The following is an 18,240-nucleotide window of genomic DNA, read 5'->3' as shown; positions in this document are numbered from 1 at the left end:
TCAGGGCTTGGCGATGTGCCATGCACCGTTGAGGAATCCGTCGCCGGTGATGTCGCCGGGCTTCGTATCCTTGGCGAAGGTGTAGAGCGGCTTGCCCTTATAGGCCCACTGCATCGTGCCGTCGTCCCGCGTCACCATCGTCCAGTCGCCACTAGCAGCCGAGCCGGGCGCCGCCATCAGGGCGGGCCAGTTGGCGGCGCAGGGGCCGTTGCACATCGACTTGCCGCCCATGTCCTTGTCGAAGGTGTAGAGGGTCATGCTCTTGGCATCGACGAGCGCCGGCCCCTTGGCAGTCTCGGCCGTCATCGCAGGCGCAGCGGCCTGGGCGGCGACGGCGGAGAAGGCGAAGGCCGCAAAGGCGGCGCGGATCAGCATGGTGCGCATGAGTGAGGTCCCCGGCGGTCGACCATGACCGCATTGGGAGAGATGCCGAACGGGCGCGTCTATTCCACTGACATTTGGAAAAGATCGATCACATCGGCAGGGCCGCGAATTCGTCCCCGGCCAGGGAATAAAACCGTTTCCCCGGCATCTCTCCCCTCGACAACGAACAGGGAGGACGGCTCATGCGCGGAGCATTGGGATTTGCGCTCACGGCCGCCGTGATGGCCGGCGGCCTCGTCGGCGGCCGGATGATGATGCCCCCGACGCTGGCCGCTGCCGAGCCGCCGGCCGTCGTCTCCGCGTCCTTCGACGCGATGATGGCGCAGTCGATGACGCGGATGCATGCCGACATGATGGTCCCGCCCTCGGGCGATCCGGACCGCGACTTCGCCGCGATGATGATCCCGCACCACGAGGGCGCGATCGCGATGGCCCAGGCGGAGCTGCTCTACGGCAAGGATCCGGTCCTGCGCCGCCTCGCGCAGGGGATCATCGTCGAACAGGGCCAGGAGATCGCGGTGATGCGCCGGGCGCTCGCCGATCTCCCTCCCGCGCCGGATTCGTCCGCCGCAGCCGCCCACCTTCACCACCATGGCACGGCCCCTGCCGCCGAGATGCCTTCGGAGATCTGCCGATGAAGACCGCCCTCACCCTCCTCGCGCTCGCGCTGCTCTCCGGCTCGGCTCTCGCCGGGCAGGCCCCGGGCGCAGCCTCCGCACCGGACGTGCCGGTCAGCGGCAGGGATCGGTTCTACACCTCGGACCAGTTCTCCAACACGGTCTCGGTGGTCGATCCCGCCGCCAACGTCCTGCTCGGCGTGATCCGGCTCGGCGACCCGACGCCGATGAACCTGAGCCCGCTCTATCGCGGCCAGCTCCTCGTCCACGGCATGGGCTTCTCGCCCGACCACAGGACGCTGCTCGCGGTCTCGATCGGTTCGAACTCCGTGAGCTTCATCGACACGGCGACCAACACGGTCCGCCACACGGCCTATGTCGGCCGCGCGCCGCACGAGGCCTTCTTCACGCCGGACGGCCGGGAGGCCTGGGTGAGCGTGCGCGGCGAGGACTACATCGCCGTACTCGATGCCGCGACCGCCAAGGAGACGCGCCGGATCACCGTGCCGAACGGGCCCGGCATGACGATCTTCTCGCCGGACGGCGCCTACGGCTATGTCTGCTCCAGCTTCAGCCCCGAGACGGTAGTGATCGACACGAAGACCCACACCATCGTCGGGCGCGTGAAGCAGGAGAGCCCGTTCTGCCCCGACATCGCCGCGACACCGGACGGCAAGCAGGTGTGGTTGACCCTCAAGGATGTCGGCCGGACCCAGGTGTTCTCTGCGACGCCGCCCTTCGCGCCGCTGAAGACCATCGAGACCGGGCCGATCACCAACCACGTCAACATCGTCTCGACCAAGGCCGGCCAGTTCGCCTACGTGACGATCGGCGGCCTGAACCAGGTCAAGGTGTTCCGCACCGACGACTTCACCCAGGTCGCCACCATCCCGACCGGCGCCCTGCCGCACGGGCTCTGGCCCTCGGGCGACGGCAGCCGCGTCTATGTCGGCCTAGAGAACGCCGACAAGGCGGCGGTGATCGACACCGCATCGAACACCGTGATCGCCGAGGTTCCGATCGGCCAGGGGCCGCAGGGCGTGGCCTACGTCCCGAACGCCGTGCCGGAGGGGGACGGAAAGCAGAACCTCCAGCCGCTGGGCGCAGCCGGCAAGACCAGCGCGCTGACGCTCGCAGGCACCGATGGCAAGCCGGCGACGCAGGTGACCCTGTTCGACCAGGGCGTGCTGCAGACCCTGCAGGCCGCGGTCACGGGACTGGCGCCGAAGACGCCGTTCGTCCTGGCGCTCGCCGCCGATCCGAAGGGGGCCGCCGGCCTGGAGCCGCTCGCCGCCTTCATGACCAACCCGGCCGGCGCGGCCATCGTCAACGCCATCGGCCCGATCCGCCAGATCACCCGCACGGATGCCGGAGCGAGCCGGCGCTACCTCGTGGTGGTCTCGGGCAAGCCCGGTGAACTCGGCGGCGTCGTCCAGATGCAGACTGTGGATTGAACGGGCGGCCTCACGAGCGCGGGAAGCGGGAATCCGAGAGCATGCGTTCGCAGCGCGCGTCCGGCTGCAACGTCTGCTTTCGAGGCCGCCGTTAGATTGCTCCTATGACCTAGTTGGGTCGACACCCGACACAAAGTATCGCTTTCCTCTGTCGTAATCCGACCGTCGGCCGGGGAGACCGGCGTGAGCAGGGCTTTCCTGCACGTCATCTGGTGGGGCCGGCTTCGCACCATGGTGGCTCCGCACGGAGCGCGACGTGCCAGTCAACCTTCACCCATGTTATGGTCACGCCTTATCAGCTGGCGGGCTCGCACAGCCGCGGTCGCAAGGAAGGCGACAGAGACGTGACGGACCTCAAGGAACGCAATCGCTTCGAGACGGAGTTCTCGCGCACTGACGCGAGCAACGACCCGTTCGTATCCGCCGTCCGGGCGACGCGGATGCCGATGCTGATCACTGATCCGCACCAGCACGACAACCCCATCGTCTTCGTCAACGCCGCGTTCTCAAGGCTGACAGGGTATTCCCGCGACGAGATCATCGGGAGGAACTGCCGGTTCCTTCAGGGTCCGGACACCGACATGGCCGACGTCGCGAAAGTCGGCGCAGCCATCGCGCGGCGGGAGGCCATCGAGATCGACCTCGTAAACTACAAGAAGGACGGGGAGAGGTTCTGGAACCGGCTGCTGGTCTCGCCGGTGTTCGACCGAGACGGCGACCTCATGTACTTTTTCGCGTCCCAGTTCGACGTGACCATGGAGCGCGAGCGCTTGGTCCGCCTGCAGCGGGACCGGGACGCGCTGGAGGCTGCCTTCGAGCGCCGCACCGCCGCGCTGAGCGACAGCGAGCAACGGCTGAGGTTCGTCCTCAAAGCAGGGCGGATGGGCACCTGCACCGTCGACCTGCAGAGCGGCTATACGGTCGCCTCGGACGGTTGCAAGGCGATCTTCGGGCGGCGGGCCGAAGAGGATTTTCAGTATGCCGACCTGCTCGCGATGATCCACCCGGACGACATCGAGCGCATGAAGGCGACCCTGGCCGCCTCCGTTGCGGACAAGGCGGACTACGAGATCGAGTACCGGGTGAATATGCCTACCGGCGAGGTGCGCTGGGTCGAGGTGCGTGGCCAGCCCTTCTATGCGGTCGACGGCACGCCGCTCAGCATGGTGTGCGTCTCCCTCGACATCACCGAGCGCAAGCGGCTGGAGGAGCATCGGGCGCTGCTGGCCGAGGAGCTCAAGCACCGGGTCAAGAACACGATGGCGACGATGCAGTCCATCGCACACCAGACCCTGCGCGGCGCCTCCTCCCTCGACGAGGCGTACCGGACGCTCGACGCCCGGCTGCAGTCCCTCTCGACCGCGCACGACATGCTGACCCGGGAAAGCTGGGCGGGGGCACCGCTCGGCGAGGTGGCCGAGAACGCCCTGGGCGCGTTCGGGGGCGGGAGCGGGCGATTCCTGATCGACGGCCCGGAGGTATGGCTGCCTCCGCGCCTGGCGTTGGCGCTGACCATGGCGCTGCACGAACTCGCGACGAACGCGGTGAAGTACGGCGCCCTTTCGGTAGACGGCGGCCGCGTCGAGCTGACTTGGGAGGTGGCGGTCCGCTCAGGGCCTGCCCTGCTAAGATTGTCCTGGGAGGAGTCGGGGGGCCCGACCGTCACCCCTCCGACGCGGGGCGGGTTCGGCTCAAAGCTGATCGAGCGGGCGCTCGCGGCCGAGATGGGCGGAAAGGCCGGGATCGACTACCGACCGGCAGGCGTGCGGTTCTCGCTGGAGGCGCCGTTACCCGAACGGCTCGCCGTCGTTCCCGAGGTCGAGTTCGAAATCTGATCGGCAGCGGTCACGCCGCCGGCTGCTCGCGTGCCGGCCTTTTCGGTAGCTTGCCCTTGATCAGATCGTAGCGATTGTCCGGCAGCCTGCAGAGGCAGTGATCGGGATTCTTGACCCGGTAATCCAGCTTCTCTTCCAGCTTCTCGGCGTCGATCTTCTGGAACGAGCGCGCCGCCAAGGCTCTCGTGTCGGCATCGATGGCTGCGAACATTTGCTCAAGCGTCAGGGGGCCTTTGTGCCTGATCTCGACGCATAGCTCCCGCACCACCCGGTCCCAGAAAAAGCGTGAGGTGGCCGCGGGGACACCCCGCTTCCTGCCCCCCTCCTCCGGCCTGGGCGGACCCGGAGCGGTGGCCTCGGCGACCACCGCCGGCGCCGGCCGCAACGCGGCGATCTCCTCGCGCAAGGAGCGGTTCTCCGCGGCGAGCCCCGCCATCTGCTCCTCAAGCCGACCGACAAGCCTCTCCATCTGGGCCATGACGGCCAGGGCATCCGGCGTCGCCGGCGCCGCTTCCAGCTTGGCCGCGGCCAAGTCTTCGGCGGCCCTCATCGCGCGGGCGGCGAAGACTGCGAGCGCCTTCTCCATCTTCTCCGGCATTTTGAGCGCCGCGAGATGCCCCTTGTATCGGCGTCGTTCGCGCCAGTTGCTGATCAGAGTCTTCAGGTCCCGGTACGAGGCACCTTTGCCCTCGTCCTCGCCCGGCTTCGAGTTGTGCGTTTGGAGTGCCGCCTGGATCGATGAGTACGAGACCAGCTCGCCCTTCGCGACGAGCTTGTCGGCCAGGGTGTCGATGAGGGTTTGGTCGTTCATCGCGGGCGGCTCGTCGGGTGGCGCCCATCCTGGACCCGACCCGATGAACAAGCCGTCTACCAGGGTGTCACGCTGCCGCATCGGGCGCACCGCACAGGGTGCGGTTAGCACCTGGGCGGGCACTGGGGCGCCGACGACCGCCGGGTACCCTGCGCCACATATGCCTTCGTTTCCTCGTCAGGCTCGCTCGCCCTACGCCAATTTCACGTTCGCTTTGCACACCGGCGTGCGGATGCCGGTCGAGAGCATGTCGATGCGCGCGCGGATCGGCTGCGTCCAGGCATTCGACACGCCAGGGAACTGCAGGGCCTTGTCCATCTCGGCCTTGAGGCTCGCGAGCGTCACGCCGGGGCGCCACTCCGCCTTCGGCTTCAGGGTGATGACCGTCTCGAACATCTCCATCGGCGCGGCGTCGGTGGCCGTGTTGGCGCGCCCGGCTTTGCCGTAGACTGAGGCGACCTCCGGGAACGACGACTTGAGGATGCGGTCCTGGGTGGCAAGGAGCTCGCCGGCCTTGGTCACCGAGATGCCCGGAAGAGTGGTCGGCATGTAGAGCAGCGTGCCCTCGTCGAGTTCCGGCATGAACTCCGAGCCGAGTTGCCGGGCGGGCCAGGCGGTCGCCGCCAGCACGCCCACGGCGAGCAGGATGGTGAGGAGCCGGGCCCGAAGCACGCCGGCAATGAGTGGCCGGTACAGCCAGATGAGCAGGCGGTTGAGCGGGTTGCGGTGCTCCGGGACGATGCGCCCGCGCACGAACAGCACCATGAGGGCCGGGACCAGCGTCACCGACAGCAGCGCCGCCGCGGCCATGGCGAAGGTCTTGGTGAAGGCGAGCGGCCCGAACAGCCGTCCCTCCTGGCTCTCCAGGGTGAAGATCGGCAGGAAGCTCACCGTGATGACGAGGAGCGAGAAGAACAGGGACGGCCCGACCTCCGCGGCGGCCTCGACGAGGACCTCGACCTGGGGTTTCTCCGGCGGCGCCCGCTCCAGGTGCTTGTGGGCGTTCTCGATCATCACGATGGCGGCGTCGACCATGGCGCCGACCGCGATGGCGATGCCGCCCAGGCTCATGATGTTGGCGCCGATTCCGAGCGCCCTCATGCCGGCGAAGGCCATCAGGATGCCGACCGGCAGCATCAGGATGGCGACCAGCGCGCTGCGCACGTGCAGCAGGAAGACGACGCAGACCAGGGAGACGACGACGCTTTCCTCGACCAGCGTCCCCCGCAGGGTGTCGATGGCCGCGTCGATGAGGTGCGAGCGGTCGTAGACCGGCAGGATCTCGGTGCCCGCCGGCAGGCTTTTCGCGACCTCGGCGAGCTTCGCCTTCACGCCCTCGATGACGTTGAGCGCGTTGGCGCCGAAGCGCTGCAGGACGATGCCGCCGGCGACCTCGCCCTCGCCGTTCATCTCGGTGATGCCGCGGCGCTCGTCCGGCCCGAGCTCGACCCTGGCGACGTCCCGCACCCGCAGCGGCGTGCCGCCGGAGGTCTTCAACACGACGTTCTCGATGTCGGCGACGCTACGGATGTAGCCCCGACCGCGCACCATGAACTCGAACTCGGAGAGCTCGACCGTGCGGCCGCCGACGTCGGCGTTGCTCGACCGGATCGCGTCCCGGAGCTTGGACAGGGGGATGCCCTGGGCGCGCAGGCGGTTCGGGTCGACGACGACGTTGTACTGCTTCACGAAGCCGCCGACGCCCGCGACCTCGGCCACGCCCTCGGCCCGCGAGGCGCCGAAGCGGATCACCCAGTCCTGCAGCGACCGGAGCTCGGCGAGCGTCCGTTCCTTGGCGACGACCACGTACTGGTAGACCCAGCCCACCCCCGTCGCGTCGGGCCCGAGGGTCGGCGTCACCCCGGTGGGCAACCGGCTCGCGGCTCCGCTGAGGAACTCAAGCACGCGCGACCTGGCCCAGTAGGGGTCGGTGCCGTCCTCGAAGATCACGTAGACGAAGGACACCCCGAAAAAGGAGAAGCCCCGAACGACCTTCGCCTTCGGCACCGTCAACATCGCGGTCGTGAGGGGGAATGTCACGACGTCCTCGACGGTCGTCGGATTTTGGCCTGGATACTCGGTGTAGACAATGGCCTGGACGTCCGAGAGGTCGGGGATGGCATCGAGCGGCAGGGTCCGTAGCGCCAGGACGCCGGTCGCCACCGCGAACACGGTCCCGACCAGCACCAGCACGAGGTTGCGGGCCGACCAGCCGATAAGACGCGCGATCACGGCGTGCCTCCCGCGCTCGCCGCCTGCCGGTCGTCCTTCGGGGCGGCCAGGGACTGCAGCGCCGCCTTCAGGTTGCTCTCGGCGTCGATCAGGAAATTTGCCGCCGTGACCACCCGGTCGCCGGGGGTCACGCCCTCGCGGATCTCGACGTAGCCCCGGCCGCGCAGGCCGACCTTCACCGCCTTGGGCTCGAAGCGTCCCTCGCCGCGGTCGAGCAGCACGACCTGGCGCTCGCCGGTGTCGATGACCGCGTCGTCGGGCACCGCCAACATCGGCTTGGCGTCGCCCGTCGCGATCTCGACGTCCGCGTACATCGACGGGCGCAGTGCGCCGTCGGGGTTGGGCAACTCGATGCGCAGCCGGGCGGTGCGGGTCTCCATGTTGAGGTGCGGGTAGATCCGGGTCACCGTCCCGGCGAAGATCCGGTCCGGGAAGGCCCGCGCCCGGACCGTAGCCTTCTGACCCTCCGCCACCCCGGCGAGGTCGCGCTCGGTCACGTCGGCCAGCACCCAGACGCGGGTGTGGTCGGCGATGCGGAAAAGGACGTCGCCGGACTTGGCCTTCATCCCGTCCGAGACGTTGCGCTCGACCACGACGCCGTCCCGGGGCGCGGACCACGTGATGGAGGGTGGCACCTTATGGGTGCGCTCGATCTCGTCGATGACTTCCGGCGGGATGGCGAGGTTCTCCAGACGCCGGCGGCCGCCCTCGTAGCCGATGGAGGTGAGGTACTGGGCCGCGACCGCGTTGATCTCGGGTGCGAATAGGCGCAGCAGCGGCTGGCCCTTGCGGACGTGGTCGCCCGTGGTGACCGGCTCGACCTTCTCGATGAAGGCGTCCGTGCGCATGGCGATGACGGAGATGCGGCGCTCGTCCTCCTCGACGCTGCCCGGCGCCCGCACCGGCACCGACAGGACGCGGCGCTCCGCGACCTCGGTCCGCACGCCGGTTCGCTGGACCTTTCCGGGGGAGACGGTCACGACGCCGGCCTCGTCCTCGCCCGCGTGGACGGGGATATAGTCCATCCCCATCGAGTCCTTCTTGGGCACCGGCGAGGTGTCGGCCAGGCCCATCGGGTTCCGGTAGTAGAGGACGCGCCGGGCGTCGCCGCCGGGCTTGGCCGCCTCGCCCGGCTCCGCGTCGTGCCCGGCCATGTCCGCGGGCATGGCCTCGCCGTCCCCGTCGTCGAAGCGCACGTCCTCGCTGACGCGGACGGCCCGGAACTCCCGTCCGTCCGCCGTCACCATCGGGGACGCCGAGTAGACGGGCTTCCCGTCCGGGTCCCGGTAGTAGACCACCGGTCCGGACGCGGGCTTGGAAGGGGCCGGCGCCTGCGCGGCGGGCAGCAAGCGGGCGACGCCGTGCCGGGCCTGCTCGACCAGCGCCGGCACGTACTCGGACCTCGCCCGCTCGACGAGCGCCGGGACGGGACCATCCTGCCGTCCGGCCCAATAGCCGAGGACCCCCGCCGCGAGCGCGGCGAGGGTGCCGGCGAACCATGCCGGGCGGGTCACTTCGCGGCCTGTAGGACCAGCTTGTCCTCGACCGTGCCGGTCTCGCCTTGGACCTTGGCGGCCAGCGACAGGCGCCAGCGGCCCTGCATCGAGAGCTTGGCCTTGAAGCGGTAGACGCCGGGCTCGGTCGAGGGGACCTGCTCGACCTTGGTGGCCATCTCCTCCATGGCGTCGGGGGCCATGTCGAGGCGCTTGGCGAAGACCACGGCGTCGGTCACCGGCTTGCCGCTCCGCCGGTCGACGAGCCGGACGGCGATGACGGCCTCGCCGACCTTCGCCTCCTGCTGCACGAGTTCGAAGCGGTAGTCCTTGACGTCCGCCAGGGCGGGGACGGTCATCGCCGACGCCGACAGGACGGCGCCGAGCAGCGCGGCCGGCACGGCGCGCGCGAAGGGGTTCTTGGTCACGGGTGTCTTCTCCTGAACGCGATGGAAGGCCACGCGCGGGCGCGCGTCACCGTGCCGGCGCGGGCGCCGGCGGCATCGGGTTCAGGCTCGGGGAGGCTCGGGTAGCGGGGGCCCGTGCAGGCTGGCGAAGGAGGTCGCGTCGGGCCACGCACGGCTCGTCCGCGTCGCGACCGGCGCCGGGACGGGGACCGCGGCCGGCACGAGCGAGGCGACGCTGGCGAGGCAGAGCGCCAGCAGCGGGCAACCGGCCTTGGCGCAATCGGGCTTCTCCGGTGGGCAACAGGGCATGTCGTCCATGTCCATCCCGGCCATGTCCATGCCGGCATGGTCCATGGCCGGCATCGCCCCGTGCGAACCGTGGGCCTGAGCCGTCATGGAGGCATGCATGCCCGCAGCGGCCGCGGAGGCGGTCACCGGCGTCAGGGCGAGGCTGAGAACCGCCAGGAGCGGGAGCAGCCGCCGGAGGGCGAGCCAGAACGTCACGAATCGACGATGCCAGTTTTCCGGGTCGCGCGGAAGGTCGATGGACTTCAGGATGCCCCTTCCCGCCGTGGGAAGGTCAAGTGCACACTACCGCCGGGACCCCGTCGGATGGTCCCGGCGGTCGAACGCGGCCGTCAGTACCCGTGATGGTGATGGTGGTGGCCTCGGTCGAATTGGACAGGGCGGTCATAGCCGTGATGGTGATGCCGCTCGTAGCCGTGGCGGTGGCCGTAGCCATGGTGATGATGGTGATCCCAGTGGTGATGGTGATGATGGCGCGGCCCGCGCTCGTACCACTGCGCGGAGGCGGCGCCAGGGAGCAGCACCAGGGCAGCCGCAACCAGACCTGCAATGCGAAGCTTCATGGGACGACCCTCCTCGGTTGAGATGTCTCCAGACTGGGCAAGTCGCGTTGAACCGGTTCTGAAGCCTGCACGCAGCCTCCGTTCAGCGAACGGCGCAGCTTCCCTCGACGACGTCCGGCCGCGCCCCCCACAAGGCTATCGCCAGGCCGAGGTTCGCCAGCGCGAGCGCCACCAGCAGGCCGTAGGCGGCGTCGGCGCCGCCGTAAGTGAGCGCCACCGCCCCGAGCGAGGGGGCCAGCGCCTGTGCGGCGAGACCAGGTCGCGCCAAGCGTCCCACGAGCACTGGGTAGCGCGCCGGCCCGAAAAGGGCGAGCGGCACCGTGCCCCGGGCAATGGAGTAGATCCCGTTGCCCGCCCCGTAGAGCACCAGGGCAAGGCCGACCGTCGGCACGCCCGCCGCCAGGATGGCGAGCCCTACGACAACCAGCGCCATGGCCACGGTCAGGGTCCATAGCGGGTGGTGCCGGCCCTTGTTCGCCATCTCGACGATGCGGGCCCCGACCTGGGCCGGCCCGATCAGCGCGCCGTAGGAGACGGCCGCGGCCAGCGCGACGCCACGGGCCTGCAGCAGGGCGATGAGGTGCACCGAGACCAGCGTCATAACGGTGCCGCCCAGTACGAGCACGCCGGCGATCAGCCGGTAGGCTCGGCGCTCGCGAGGCGTCAACGGAACGTCCGCGTGGTGTTCCTCACCTCTTGCGGGCTTCCGGGCAGGCGCCTTCGGGATCAGGCTCAATACCAGTGGCAGGGTCACGACGAGGTGCAGCCCGGCATAGGCAAGGCAGGCGTGGCGCCAGCCGACCTGCTCGACGAGGAAGGCCGAGAGCGGCCAGCAGACGGTGCTGGCGAAACCGCCCCAGAGGGTCAGCGTGGTGATGGCCGGGCGCGCCTCGGCGCCGTAGAGCCGGCCGAGGGTCGCGAAGGCGGGGTCGTAGAGGCCGCAGCCCATGCCGAGCCCGATGACCAGCCAGCCGGACAGGAACAAGGGCAGGTTCGGCGCCAGCCCGATCACGACGTGGCCGGCCGCCAGCAGCAGGGCGGCCAGCGCCAGGACCGGGCGTCCCCCGTGCCGGTGGATGGCGATTCCCACGCGGGGCGAGGCGATGGCCGCGACCAGGAGCCCGACGGACAGGCCGCTGACCACCCAGGCTAGCGGCCAGCCGGTGTCGACGGCGATGGGACCGGCGAGCACCGCCGGCAGGTAGAACGACGAGCCCCAGGCGAGGATCTCCACCACGCCCAGGGCCGAGATGACGGCGAGGCGGCCGCGGGCCTCAGACCTCACGGGAGGCAGGCTTCAGGGCCGCTCCCTTGCCCGCCGCGCCGCGCTCGTACCAGCCTTGGCTGCGGTTCACGATCCACACGACCGACAGCATGACCGGCACCTCGATGAGCACGCCGACCACGGTGGCGAGCGCCGCGCCCGAGTTGAAGCCGAACAGGCTGATCGCTGCCGCGACCGCCAGCTCGAAGAAGTTCGAGGCGCCGATCAGCGCCGACGGGCCGGCGACGCAGTGCTGCTCGCCCGCGACGCGGTTCAGGAGGTAGGCCAACCCCGAGTTCAGGTAGACCTGGATGAGGATGGGGACCGCGAGCAGGCCGATCACCGCCGGCTGCGCCAGGATCTGCTCGCCCTGGAAGCCGAACAGCAGCACCAGGGTCGCGAGAAGCGCCACGAGCGAGGCCGGCCCCAGCCTGGCGAGGAGCCGGTCCAGCGCCGCCTGCCCGCCCGAGGCGAGGAGGGCGCGGCGCACGACCTGGGCGATGATCACCGGGATGACGATGTAGAGCACGACCGACAGCACCAGCGTGCCCCAGGGCACGGTGATGGCCGACAGGCCCAGCAGCAGGCCGACGATGGGCGCGAAGGCCACCACCATGATGGTGTCGTTGAGAGCCACCTGGCTTAGGGTGAAGTGCGGCTCGCCCTTCGTCAGGTTCGACCAGACGAACACCATGGCGGTGCAGGGCGCCGCCGCCAGGATGATGAGCCCGGCGATGTAGCTGTCGACTTGGTCGGCCGGCAGGTAGGGCCGAAACAGGGTGCCGATGAACAACCAGCCGAGCGCGGCCATCGAGAACGGCTTCACCGCCCAGTTGATGAACAGCGTCACGCCGATGCCGCGCCAGTGCCGCCCGACGTGGCGCAGCGAGGCGAAGTCGATCTTGAGCAGCATGGGGATGACCATGAGCCAGATCAGGACGGCGACCGGCAGGTTCACCTTGGCGACCTCGGCGTTGCCGACGGCGTGGAAGAAGCCCGGCATGACGTGGCCGAGCGCGATGCCGGCCACGATGCAGAGGGCGACCCAGAGGGTCAGGTAGCGTTCGAAGGTGCTCATAGTGTCCTCAGGCGGTGGCGACGCGGCGGCCGCGCTCGTCGACGACGCGCTCGCCGTCCTCCTTCACGAACTCCCCCTGCTGGTCCGGGAGGAGGTCGAGCACCGCCTCGGAGGGCCGGCACAGGCGCACGCCCTTCGGGCTGACCACGAGCGGGCGGTTCAGCAGGACCGGGTGCGCCTCGACCGCGTCGAGGAGCTGCTCGTCGCCCAGCGCCGGGTCGCCGAGGCCGAGCTCGGCGTAGGGGGTACCCTTCTCGCGCAGGGCGTCCCGCACCGAGAGGCCTGCGCGGGCGAGCAGTTGCTTGAGAAGCGCCCGGTTCGGCGGCGACTTCAGGTACTCGACCACGTGCGCCTCGATGCCGGCATTGCGGATCATCGCCAGGGTGTTGCGGGACGTGCCGCAGGCGGGGTTGTGGTAGATGACGACGTCCATCACGCGACCTCCGGGCGGGCCGAGGTCGCGCCGGCCATCTGGCCGATCTCGCGGACCTTCGACGACAGGGCGACCTGGTCGAGGCTGCCGAGCGGCAGGGCGACGAAGGCCGCGATCCGATTCTTGAGGTAGCGCTGGGCGGTGACGAAGGCGCGCTTGCGCTCCATCTCCGAGCTCTCCGCCGCGGCGGGGTCCTCGATGCCCCAGTGGGCCGTCACCGGCTGGCCCGGCCAGTACGGGCACGCCTCGCCGGCGGCGTTGTCGCAGACGGTGAAGACGAAATCCATGACGGGGGCGTCGGGACCGGCGAACTCTTCCCACGACTTCGAGCGCAGGCCCTCGGTCGGGTAGTCGCTCTCCCGCAGGACCTGCAGCGCCATCGGGTGCGGCTCGCCCTTGGGTCGGCTGCCGGCGGAGAAGGCGCGGAAGCGACCGCCGCCCTCCTTGTTTAGCATGGCCTCGGCCAGGATCGAGCGGGCCGAGTTGCCGGTGCAGAGAAATAGGACGTTGTAGGCGGGCTCAGGCATGGAGGGTGTCCCCGGTGGTGCAGTCGCAGGCGGCGAGCGCGGCGACGGCCGGGGCACAGACCTCCGGGTGGCCCTGGCAGCAGTCGCGCATGAGGAACTGGACGAGGTCGGACAGGCCGCCGTAGGCGGCGCTGTAGATGACCGACTTTCCCTCGCGCCGGGAGGTGATCAGCCCGGCGTGCGAGAGCTCCTTCAGGTGGAAGGACAGGTTGTTGCCGGCGACTTTCACCGTCTCGGCGAGGACGCCGGCGGCGAGCCCGTCCGGGCCGGCGGTGACCAGAGCGCGCACGACCCGGAGCCGGTGCTCCTGGCCGAGGGCCGCGAAGGCCGCGAGGGCTTGCCGCTCGTCCATCGAATGACCTATATATCAACTCTCGTTGAAACGTAGATAAAAGAAGCGCCTTGGACAAGCCCCAGCAGCCGTTCGCCGACGGGATGCCGAACCTCTCCGAGGTGCATTTCGAGGTGCCGACCGAGGAGCGGATGGCGGCTCCGACGCCGCTCGACCATGCGCCTCGGTTCCTCGTTCTCTACGGGTCGCTCCGGGCGCGGTCTTTCAGCCGCTTCCTGGCCTACGAGGCGGCGCGATTGCTGGAGGCGATGGGCGGCGAGGTCCGCATCTTCCACGCGGACGGGCTGCCGCTGCCGGACGACGCCACCGCCGACCATCCGAAGGTGCAGGAGCTACGGCAGCTCTCGATCTGGTCGGAGGGACAGGTCTGGGTCAGCCCCGAGCGGCACGGCAATCTGACCGGGGTGATGAAGAGCCAGGTCGACTGGCTGCCCCTCAGCGAGGGCTCGGTTCGCCCGACCCAGGGCCGCACCCTGGCCGTCATGCAGGTCTCGGGCGGATCGCAGAGCTTCAACGCCGTGAACAGCCTGCGGGTGCTGGGGCGCTGGATGCGGATGGTGACGATCCCGAACCAGTCGTCGGTGCCGATGGCCTACAAGGAGTTCGACGACGCGGGCCGCATGAGGCCAGGGCCGCTCTACGACCGGGTCGTGGACGTCTGCGAGGAGCTGATGAAGTTCACCCTCCTGACCCGCGGGCGGGCCGATTACCTCGTCGACCGCTACTCCGAGCGCAAGGAACGCGAACCAGAGCGCCTGAAGGCCGTCGCCGACGATATCGGCTTCGCCAAACGGTAGGCATCGCCGATGGGGCACCGTGGTGCTTCCTCGTGCCGCCAGAACCTCGCGGGCGAGAGGAGCAGGATCGCGGCGGGGGTCGGCGGAAGTACGAGGCTCTGCACCAAGCGGAGTGACTGGCCGCCGGTGACGTCCCGGTCCAAAAACCCCAGGCCCGCAGCCTGTCGGTGCCTGCGAGCTGGCCCGCGAACGTGCGCCAACTCGCCTGTTACCGACAGGGCTGCGCCAGGTGTCGGTTGCTCGGAGTGCTGCTAGGCTTCCCATTGCGCGTTAGCGCGATTCCATCAGCCAGAAGCACCGCCGGCACATGCCTATCCCCGCAGACAAGCAAGGCGACTGGCACGACGCCCTCGAACTGAAGCTCTACCGGACCCACGGCGAGGAGTTCGAGAATTTTTTCGCGACGATGATGGAGATGCGTCACGGCGAGGAGTTCGAGCGCGTGGCTGCCTCCGGACGCGCCGGCGACCGCAAGTGCGACGGGTTCCTGCACACCACGGCAGAGGTGTTCCAGTGCTACGGGGCGGCGAAGGGTGGGGAGAACCGCAAGGCGGTCAACAAGACCCTCACGAAGAAGATGGAGACCGACTACCGGGGGGCTGCGCGCCATTGGACGCGGATGACCCGCTGGCACATGGTCCACAACTTCGTGGACGGCCCCACCGCGGAACCCCTGGCCAAGATCGAGGAGCTGCGGTTGGCGAACCCGCAGCACCAGCTGCACCTCTTCGGGAAGATGAGCTTCAAGAAGGTGATCTTCGCCCTTGAGGAGCCCGATGTCGTCCGCCTCATCGGGCGTGCCGCGACGCTGGCCGATTTCGAGAACCTTCAGCCGCCCGAGGTCGTGGCCGTCCTGCATGCCGTCGTGAAGGCCATCTCGGACGACCTGCCGGAGGACGACGATGCCGCGTCGGTGCCCCGGGACAAGCTGCGCTACAACGCCATCACCGGGGCCGTGGCCCGCAAGATCGCGATGGGGCAGACGAACGCGGACATCGTCCGGGCTCACATCCTCAACGACCCGAACCCGCTCCTCGGCATCACCCTCGCGAACGAGTTCCGCCGCCGCTACAAGGACCTCGACCTGCAGGACCTCACCTCCAACGAGGTCATGCTCGGGCTGTACGACGGCATCGTCGGGACCGGGAACCCGACACAGGAGCGCGACGTCGCCGCCTGGAGCCTCCTGGCCTACCTCTTCGACGCCTGCACGGTCTTCAAGGACCGGCCGCCCATCGAGGTGGCCGCGTGATCCTGCCGGCCAAGCACCTGCGCCACGACCGGGCGCTGATCGGCGTCGGGGCCGACATCCTGGCCGTGCTCGATGGCCCGAGCAGCGTCTCCGCCATCTGGGACGCGGTCCGCGCGGCCCGCTCCCGGCGACCTGACGCCTCGCCACTGTCGTTCGACTGGTTCGTCCTGGCGCTCTGCTTCCTGAATGCGGTCTCCGCCATCGAGCTCGTCGAAGGGGGGCTCATCGCCCCATGCGGTGGGCTGCGATGATCCTCGGCATCTCCAGCGACCTCCCGAGCTTCAAGGCGCTCACCTTCCACGAGGGGCTCAACGTCCTCGTGGCGGACAGGACCGAGGACTCGACCGAGAGGCAGACCCGCAACAGCGCGGGGAAGACCAGCGCCATCGAGGTCATCCACTTCCTGCTGGGCTCGGATGCCGGTAAGGGCTCCATGTTCCAGGTCCGTGAACTGGCGGCCTACGCCTTCCACGGCACGTTCCGGCTAGGCGGTCACGAGGTATCCGTCTCCCGTCGGGGGGACAACGCGAACCAGATCCTGCTCGACCCGGACGCCGCCGCCCTCCTCGGCGTCGACCTGTCGCACGACAAGAAGGCCAGCCGACCCTACCTGCCGGTCAAGCGGTGGCGGGAGCTACTCGGCCACTATTGGTTCGGGCTCCCGCAGGAACCCAAGGGCACCAAGTTTGGCGCGTCGTTCAGCCCGAGCTTCCGCTCGATGGTCAGCTACTTCGCCCGCCGCAACAAGGTCGGCGGCTTCCAGTCGCCCGAGCGCCACGGCGACAAGCAGCAGCCCAGCGACTGGCAGATCAACCTCTCGTACCTCATCGGGCTCGACTGGCGCGTGCCGCGCGACATCGAGGAGCTCCGGCTTCGCGAGGCGAGCCTACGCGAGCTGAAGAAGGCCATCCGCGAGGGCGCGTTCGGCCGGATGTTCGGGTCCGTGGCCGAGATCCGGCCGGAGCTCAACCGGATCGAGGACAGGATGACCCGCCTGCGCGAGCAGACGGCGAACTTCGAGGTGTTGGAGGAGTATCGTACCTTCGCCCGCGAGGCCGCCGACGCCCGCCGTCGCATCAAGGCCATCGGACACGAGCTCGTGCAGGCGCGGCAGACCATCGAACACCTGCAGCGCGTCTCCGAGGTCGAGCGGCCCCCGGAATACGCGGTGCTGGAGCGGATCTACAGGTCGGCGGGCGTCGAGCTGCCCGGCGTCGTCCTGCGCCGGTTCGACGACGTCAAGTCGTTCCAGCACTCGGTGGTCGAGAACCGCAAGGCGCACCTGGCCGAGCAGGTCGCGGAGACCCATTCCAGGGTCGCGGCGCTCGAAGCTGAGATGGAGGTCCTCGACGGCCGGCAATCGCAGATCATGCAGGTCCTGGCCGGGAAGGGCGCGCTCGACGACTTCACGCGGATGGGCGAGGAACTCGCCACCCTTGAAATGCAGGCCACCCTGCTCCGGGAGAAGCTGCGTAACGCGGAGATCCTGGAAGGCAAGAAGAACCAGGCGCAGATCGAGCGGCTGACCCTCCACGAGCGGCTTCAGGCCGACCACCGGCAGCGCGAGGATGTCCTCCGTGTCGCCATGCGGCGAATCGATGCCGCGATCTCGGGGCTCTACGACGACCGCCGGGGCAACCTGATAGTCGATGCGACGAGCAAGGGACCGGAGTTCCGCATCACCATCCAGGGTGACGGCAACCGCGGCGGCATCGACCACATGGAGATCTTCTGCTTCGACTTGATGCTCTATCAGGCGGCGCGGGAACGCTTTGCCGGCGGCCCCGGCTTCGTGGTCCACGACAGCCACCTCTTCGACGGTGTCGATCCGCGGCAAGTCCGCTCGGCCCTGCTCCTGGGCAAGACCGTCATCGGCGACTTCGGTGGGCAATACATCGTCACCCTGAACTCCGAGACCCTCCCGTTGCTCGGACTGGACGTCGAGATCGCAGATGACATCTTGGACCCGCGTCTGTCCGACGACGAGGGAGGAGGCTTGTTCGGCATCCGCTTCGAGCTCAAGTGAGCCTAATCAGCGCCTGGGACCTTGCCCTTTCGACAGCGAGCTGCGGCATCGTTCGCGAGGCCGCGACTGTGCGCCGCTTCAAGCGCCCCGGAAACGTCCGCTGCCCGGCATCGGACCTTTGGACCGGGGCGGCCCGCCACTTACCAGCCACCTCCGGCCAGGCGATCACGCCGATCTTCAAGGAAGCCTTCGTTATGAAACGCACGGCTAGGCGCCTGTACTTAATCGCGCTCTCGGCCCACGACGTATTCGTCTGGAGGTACTTGTAGAACTCCTTTTGGATGTCGAGGACGGTGCGCTTGGCAACCTCGTCGACCGCCTAGTCGGCGGTACAGCGGTACTTGGCTTCGCCGACGGTGGAGACGAACCGCTCACGCCATGCCTCAATTTAAGGCATGAAGTCGGTGGC

At 69.0% G+C, this 18,240-nt stretch carries 18 protein-coding genes and 1 pseudogene; 8 read left to right on the top strand and 11 right to left on the bottom strand.

Features of this window, described 5'->3' with window-relative positions; translation table 11 throughout:
* Positions 1-384 carry a COG4315 family predicted lipoprotein gene (locus Q8W71_RS00735; protein ID WP_055958920.1) on the bottom strand — a complete coding sequence of 128 codons (384 nt, stop codon included), beginning with the start codon at positions 382-384 and terminating at the stop codon, positions 1-3.
* A 182-nt stretch (positions 385-566) separates the two neighbouring features.
* Between Q8W71_RS00735 and copM the strand changes: the two genes are divergently transcribed.
* The 3 genes from copM to Q8W71_RS00720 all read left to right on the top strand — a co-directional run bounded on the left by copM (position 567) and on the right by Q8W71_RS00720 (position 4,290).
* Entirely contained in the window at positions 567-1,022 is a 456-nt protein-coding gene (gene copM, locus Q8W71_RS00730; protein ID WP_305523393.1) for a CopM family metallochaperone, read from the top strand.
* On the top strand, positions 1,019-2,455 hold the full coding sequence (locus Q8W71_RS00725; RefSeq protein ID WP_055958914.1) for a YncE family protein: 1,437 nt from the start codon (positions 1,019-1,021) through the stop codon (positions 2,453-2,455). The genes copM and Q8W71_RS00725 overlap by 4 nt, the downstream gene beginning before the upstream one ends.
* A 344-nt stretch (positions 2,456-2,799) precedes the next feature.
* Positions 2,800-4,290: a PAS domain S-box protein gene (locus tag Q8W71_RS00720; protein WP_305523392.1), complete on the top strand. Its 1,491-nt coding sequence runs from the start codon at positions 2,800-2,802 to the stop codon at positions 4,288-4,290.
* A 10-nt stretch (positions 4,291-4,300) separates the two neighbouring features.
* Here the strand turns inward: Q8W71_RS00720 and Q8W71_RS00715 are convergent, their stop codons facing one another.
* From Q8W71_RS00715 to Q8W71_RS00695, 5 genes and pseudogenes are all read right to left on the bottom strand, one after another.
* Positions 4,301-5,101, bottom strand: coding sequence for a hypothetical protein (locus Q8W71_RS00715; protein WP_305523391.1), 801 nt, complete (start codon positions 5,099-5,101; stop codon positions 4,301-4,303).
* 219 nt (positions 5,102-5,320) lie between these two features.
* A pseudogene (locus tag Q8W71_RS00710) lies at positions 5,321-7,333 on the bottom strand (efflux RND transporter permease subunit); the annotation flags it as partial.
* The gene (locus tag Q8W71_RS00705) at positions 7,330-8,847 is read right to left on the bottom strand and encodes an efflux RND transporter periplasmic adaptor subunit (RefSeq protein ID WP_305523390.1); all 1,518 of its coding nucleotides are present in this window, start codon (positions 8,845-8,847) and stop codon (positions 7,330-7,332) included. The pseudogene Q8W71_RS00710 and the gene Q8W71_RS00705, both read right to left, overlap by 4 nt.
* The gene (locus Q8W71_RS00700; RefSeq protein ID WP_305523389.1) at positions 8,844-9,254 is read right to left on the bottom strand and encodes a FixH family protein; all 411 of its coding nucleotides are present in this window, start codon (positions 9,252-9,254) and stop codon (positions 8,844-8,846) included. Before Q8W71_RS00700 ends, Q8W71_RS00705 begins: the two co-directional genes overlap by 4 nt.
* An 81-nt stretch (positions 9,255-9,335) precedes the next feature.
* Positions 9,336-9,737 (bottom strand): hypothetical protein, encoded by a 402-nt coding sequence (locus Q8W71_RS00695; RefSeq protein ID WP_305523388.1) that lies wholly within the window; start codon positions 9,735-9,737, stop codon positions 9,336-9,338.
* A 146-nt stretch (positions 9,738-9,883) separates the two neighbouring features.
* On the opposite strand from Q8W71_RS00695, the gene Q8W71_RS00690 reads away from it, so the two are divergent.
* The gene (locus Q8W71_RS00690) at positions 9,884-10,123 is read left to right on the top strand and encodes a hypothetical protein (protein ID WP_305523387.1); all 240 of its coding nucleotides are present in this window, start codon (positions 9,884-9,886) and stop codon (positions 10,121-10,123) included.
* Between the two features lie 61 nt (positions 10,124-10,184).
* On the opposite strand, the gene Q8W71_RS00685 is transcribed toward Q8W71_RS00690, so the two are convergent.
* The 5 genes from Q8W71_RS00685 to Q8W71_RS00665 are packed head-to-tail and all read right to left on the bottom strand — an operon-like array spanning position 10,185 to position 13,756.
* Positions 10,185-11,387, bottom strand: coding sequence for an MFS transporter (locus Q8W71_RS00685; RefSeq protein WP_305523386.1), 1,203 nt, complete (start codon positions 11,385-11,387; stop codon positions 10,185-10,187).
* Positions 11,377-12,444, bottom strand: coding sequence for an ACR3 family arsenite efflux transporter (gene arsB / locus Q8W71_RS00680; protein ID WP_305523385.1), 1,068 nt, complete (start codon positions 12,442-12,444; stop codon positions 11,377-11,379). The genes Q8W71_RS00685 and arsB overlap by 11 nt, the downstream gene beginning before the upstream one ends.
* 7 nt (positions 12,445-12,451) lie before the next feature.
* Entirely contained in the window at positions 12,452-12,877 is a 426-nt protein-coding gene (gene arsC, locus Q8W71_RS00675; RefSeq protein WP_305523384.1) for an arsenate reductase (glutaredoxin), read from the bottom strand.
* Positions 12,877-13,404 (bottom strand): arsenate reductase ArsC, encoded by a 528-nt coding sequence (locus tag Q8W71_RS00670; protein ID WP_305523383.1) that lies wholly within the window; start codon positions 13,402-13,404, stop codon positions 12,877-12,879. The genes arsC and Q8W71_RS00670 overlap by 1 nt, the downstream gene beginning before the upstream one ends.
* Positions 13,397-13,756 (bottom strand): ArsR/SmtB family transcription factor, encoded by a 360-nt coding sequence (locus Q8W71_RS00665; protein ID WP_305523382.1) that lies wholly within the window; start codon positions 13,754-13,756, stop codon positions 13,397-13,399. Before Q8W71_RS00665 ends, Q8W71_RS00670 begins: the two co-directional genes overlap by 8 nt.
* A gap of 50 nt (positions 13,757-13,806) precedes the next feature.
* Here Q8W71_RS00665 and arsH point away from each other — a divergent pair, with 50 nt between their 5' ends.
* The 4 genes from arsH to Q8W71_RS00645 all read left to right on the top strand — a co-directional run bounded on the left by arsH (position 13,807) and on the right by Q8W71_RS00645 (position 17,831).
* Positions 13,807-14,553 carry an arsenical resistance protein ArsH gene (arsH, locus tag Q8W71_RS00660; protein ID WP_305523381.1) on the top strand — a complete coding sequence of 249 codons (747 nt, stop codon included), beginning with the start codon at positions 13,807-13,809 and terminating at the stop codon, positions 14,551-14,553.
* 307 nt (positions 14,554-14,860) lie between these two features.
* Complete coding sequence (locus Q8W71_RS00655; RefSeq protein ID WP_305523380.1) at positions 14,861-15,805, top strand: ABC-three component system protein; 945 nt, start codon at positions 14,861-14,863, stop codon at positions 15,803-15,805.
* Positions 15,802-16,056 (top strand): ABC-three component system middle component 6, encoded by a 255-nt coding sequence (locus Q8W71_RS00650; RefSeq protein ID WP_305523379.1) that lies wholly within the window; start codon positions 15,802-15,804, stop codon positions 16,054-16,056. Before Q8W71_RS00655 ends, Q8W71_RS00650 begins: the two co-directional genes overlap by 4 nt.
* The gene (locus Q8W71_RS00645; RefSeq protein WP_305523378.1) at positions 16,053-17,831 is read left to right on the top strand and encodes an ABC-three component system protein; all 1,779 of its coding nucleotides are present in this window, start codon (positions 16,053-16,055) and stop codon (positions 17,829-17,831) included. The genes Q8W71_RS00650 and Q8W71_RS00645 overlap by 4 nt, the downstream gene beginning before the upstream one ends.
* The last annotated feature ends 409 nt before the right edge of the window (positions 17,832-18,240 follow it).

It is taken from the genome of Methylobacterium amylolyticum, from assembly GCF_030700245.1.
Classification (GTDB): domain Bacteria; phylum Pseudomonadota; class Alphaproteobacteria; order Rhizobiales; family Beijerinckiaceae; genus Methylobacterium.
Note: the sequence above shows the minus strand (reverse complement) of the source record. Positions and strands in the feature narration are given on the sequence as shown.

Excerpts from the sequence above, each read along its gene's own strand:
- copM (WP_305523393.1), top strand. The coding sequence starts at position 567 with ATGCGCGGAGCATTGGGATTTGCGCTCACGGCCGCCGTGATGGCCGGC.
- Q8W71_RS00690 (WP_305523387.1), top strand. The coding sequence starts at position 9,884 with ATGGTGATGGTGGTGGCCTCGGTCGAATTGGACAGGGCGGTCATAGCC.
- Q8W71_RS00645 (WP_305523378.1), top strand. The coding sequence starts at position 16,053 with ATGATCCTCGGCATCTCCAGCGACCTCCCGAGCTTCAAGGCGCTCACC.
- Q8W71_RS00725 (WP_055958914.1), top strand. The coding sequence starts at position 1,019 with ATGAAGACCGCCCTCACCCTCCTCGCGCTCGCGCTGCTCTCCGGCTCG.
- Q8W71_RS00715 (WP_305523391.1), bottom strand. The coding sequence starts at position 5,101 with ATGAACGACCAAACCCTCATCGACACCCTGGCCGACAAGCTCGTCGCG.
- Q8W71_RS00665 (WP_305523382.1), bottom strand. The coding sequence starts at position 13,756 with ATGGACGAGCGGCAAGCCCTCGCGGCCTTCGCGGCCCTCGGCCAGGAG.
- Q8W71_RS00735 (WP_055958920.1), bottom strand. The coding sequence starts at position 384 with ATGCGCACCATGCTGATCCGCGCCGCCTTTGCGGCCTTCGCCTTCTCC.
- arsB (WP_305523385.1), bottom strand. The coding sequence starts at position 12,444 with ATGAGCACCTTCGAACGCTACCTGACCCTCTGGGTCGCCCTCTGCATC.
- Q8W71_RS00655 (WP_305523380.1), top strand. The coding sequence starts at position 14,861 with ATGCCTATCCCCGCAGACAAGCAAGGCGACTGGCACGACGCCCTCGAA.
- Q8W71_RS00670 (WP_305523383.1), bottom strand. The coding sequence starts at position 13,404 with ATGCCTGAGCCCGCCTACAACGTCCTATTTCTCTGCACCGGCAACTCG.
- arsC (WP_305523384.1), bottom strand. The coding sequence starts at position 12,877 with ATGGACGTCGTCATCTACCACAACCCCGCCTGCGGCACGTCCCGCAAC.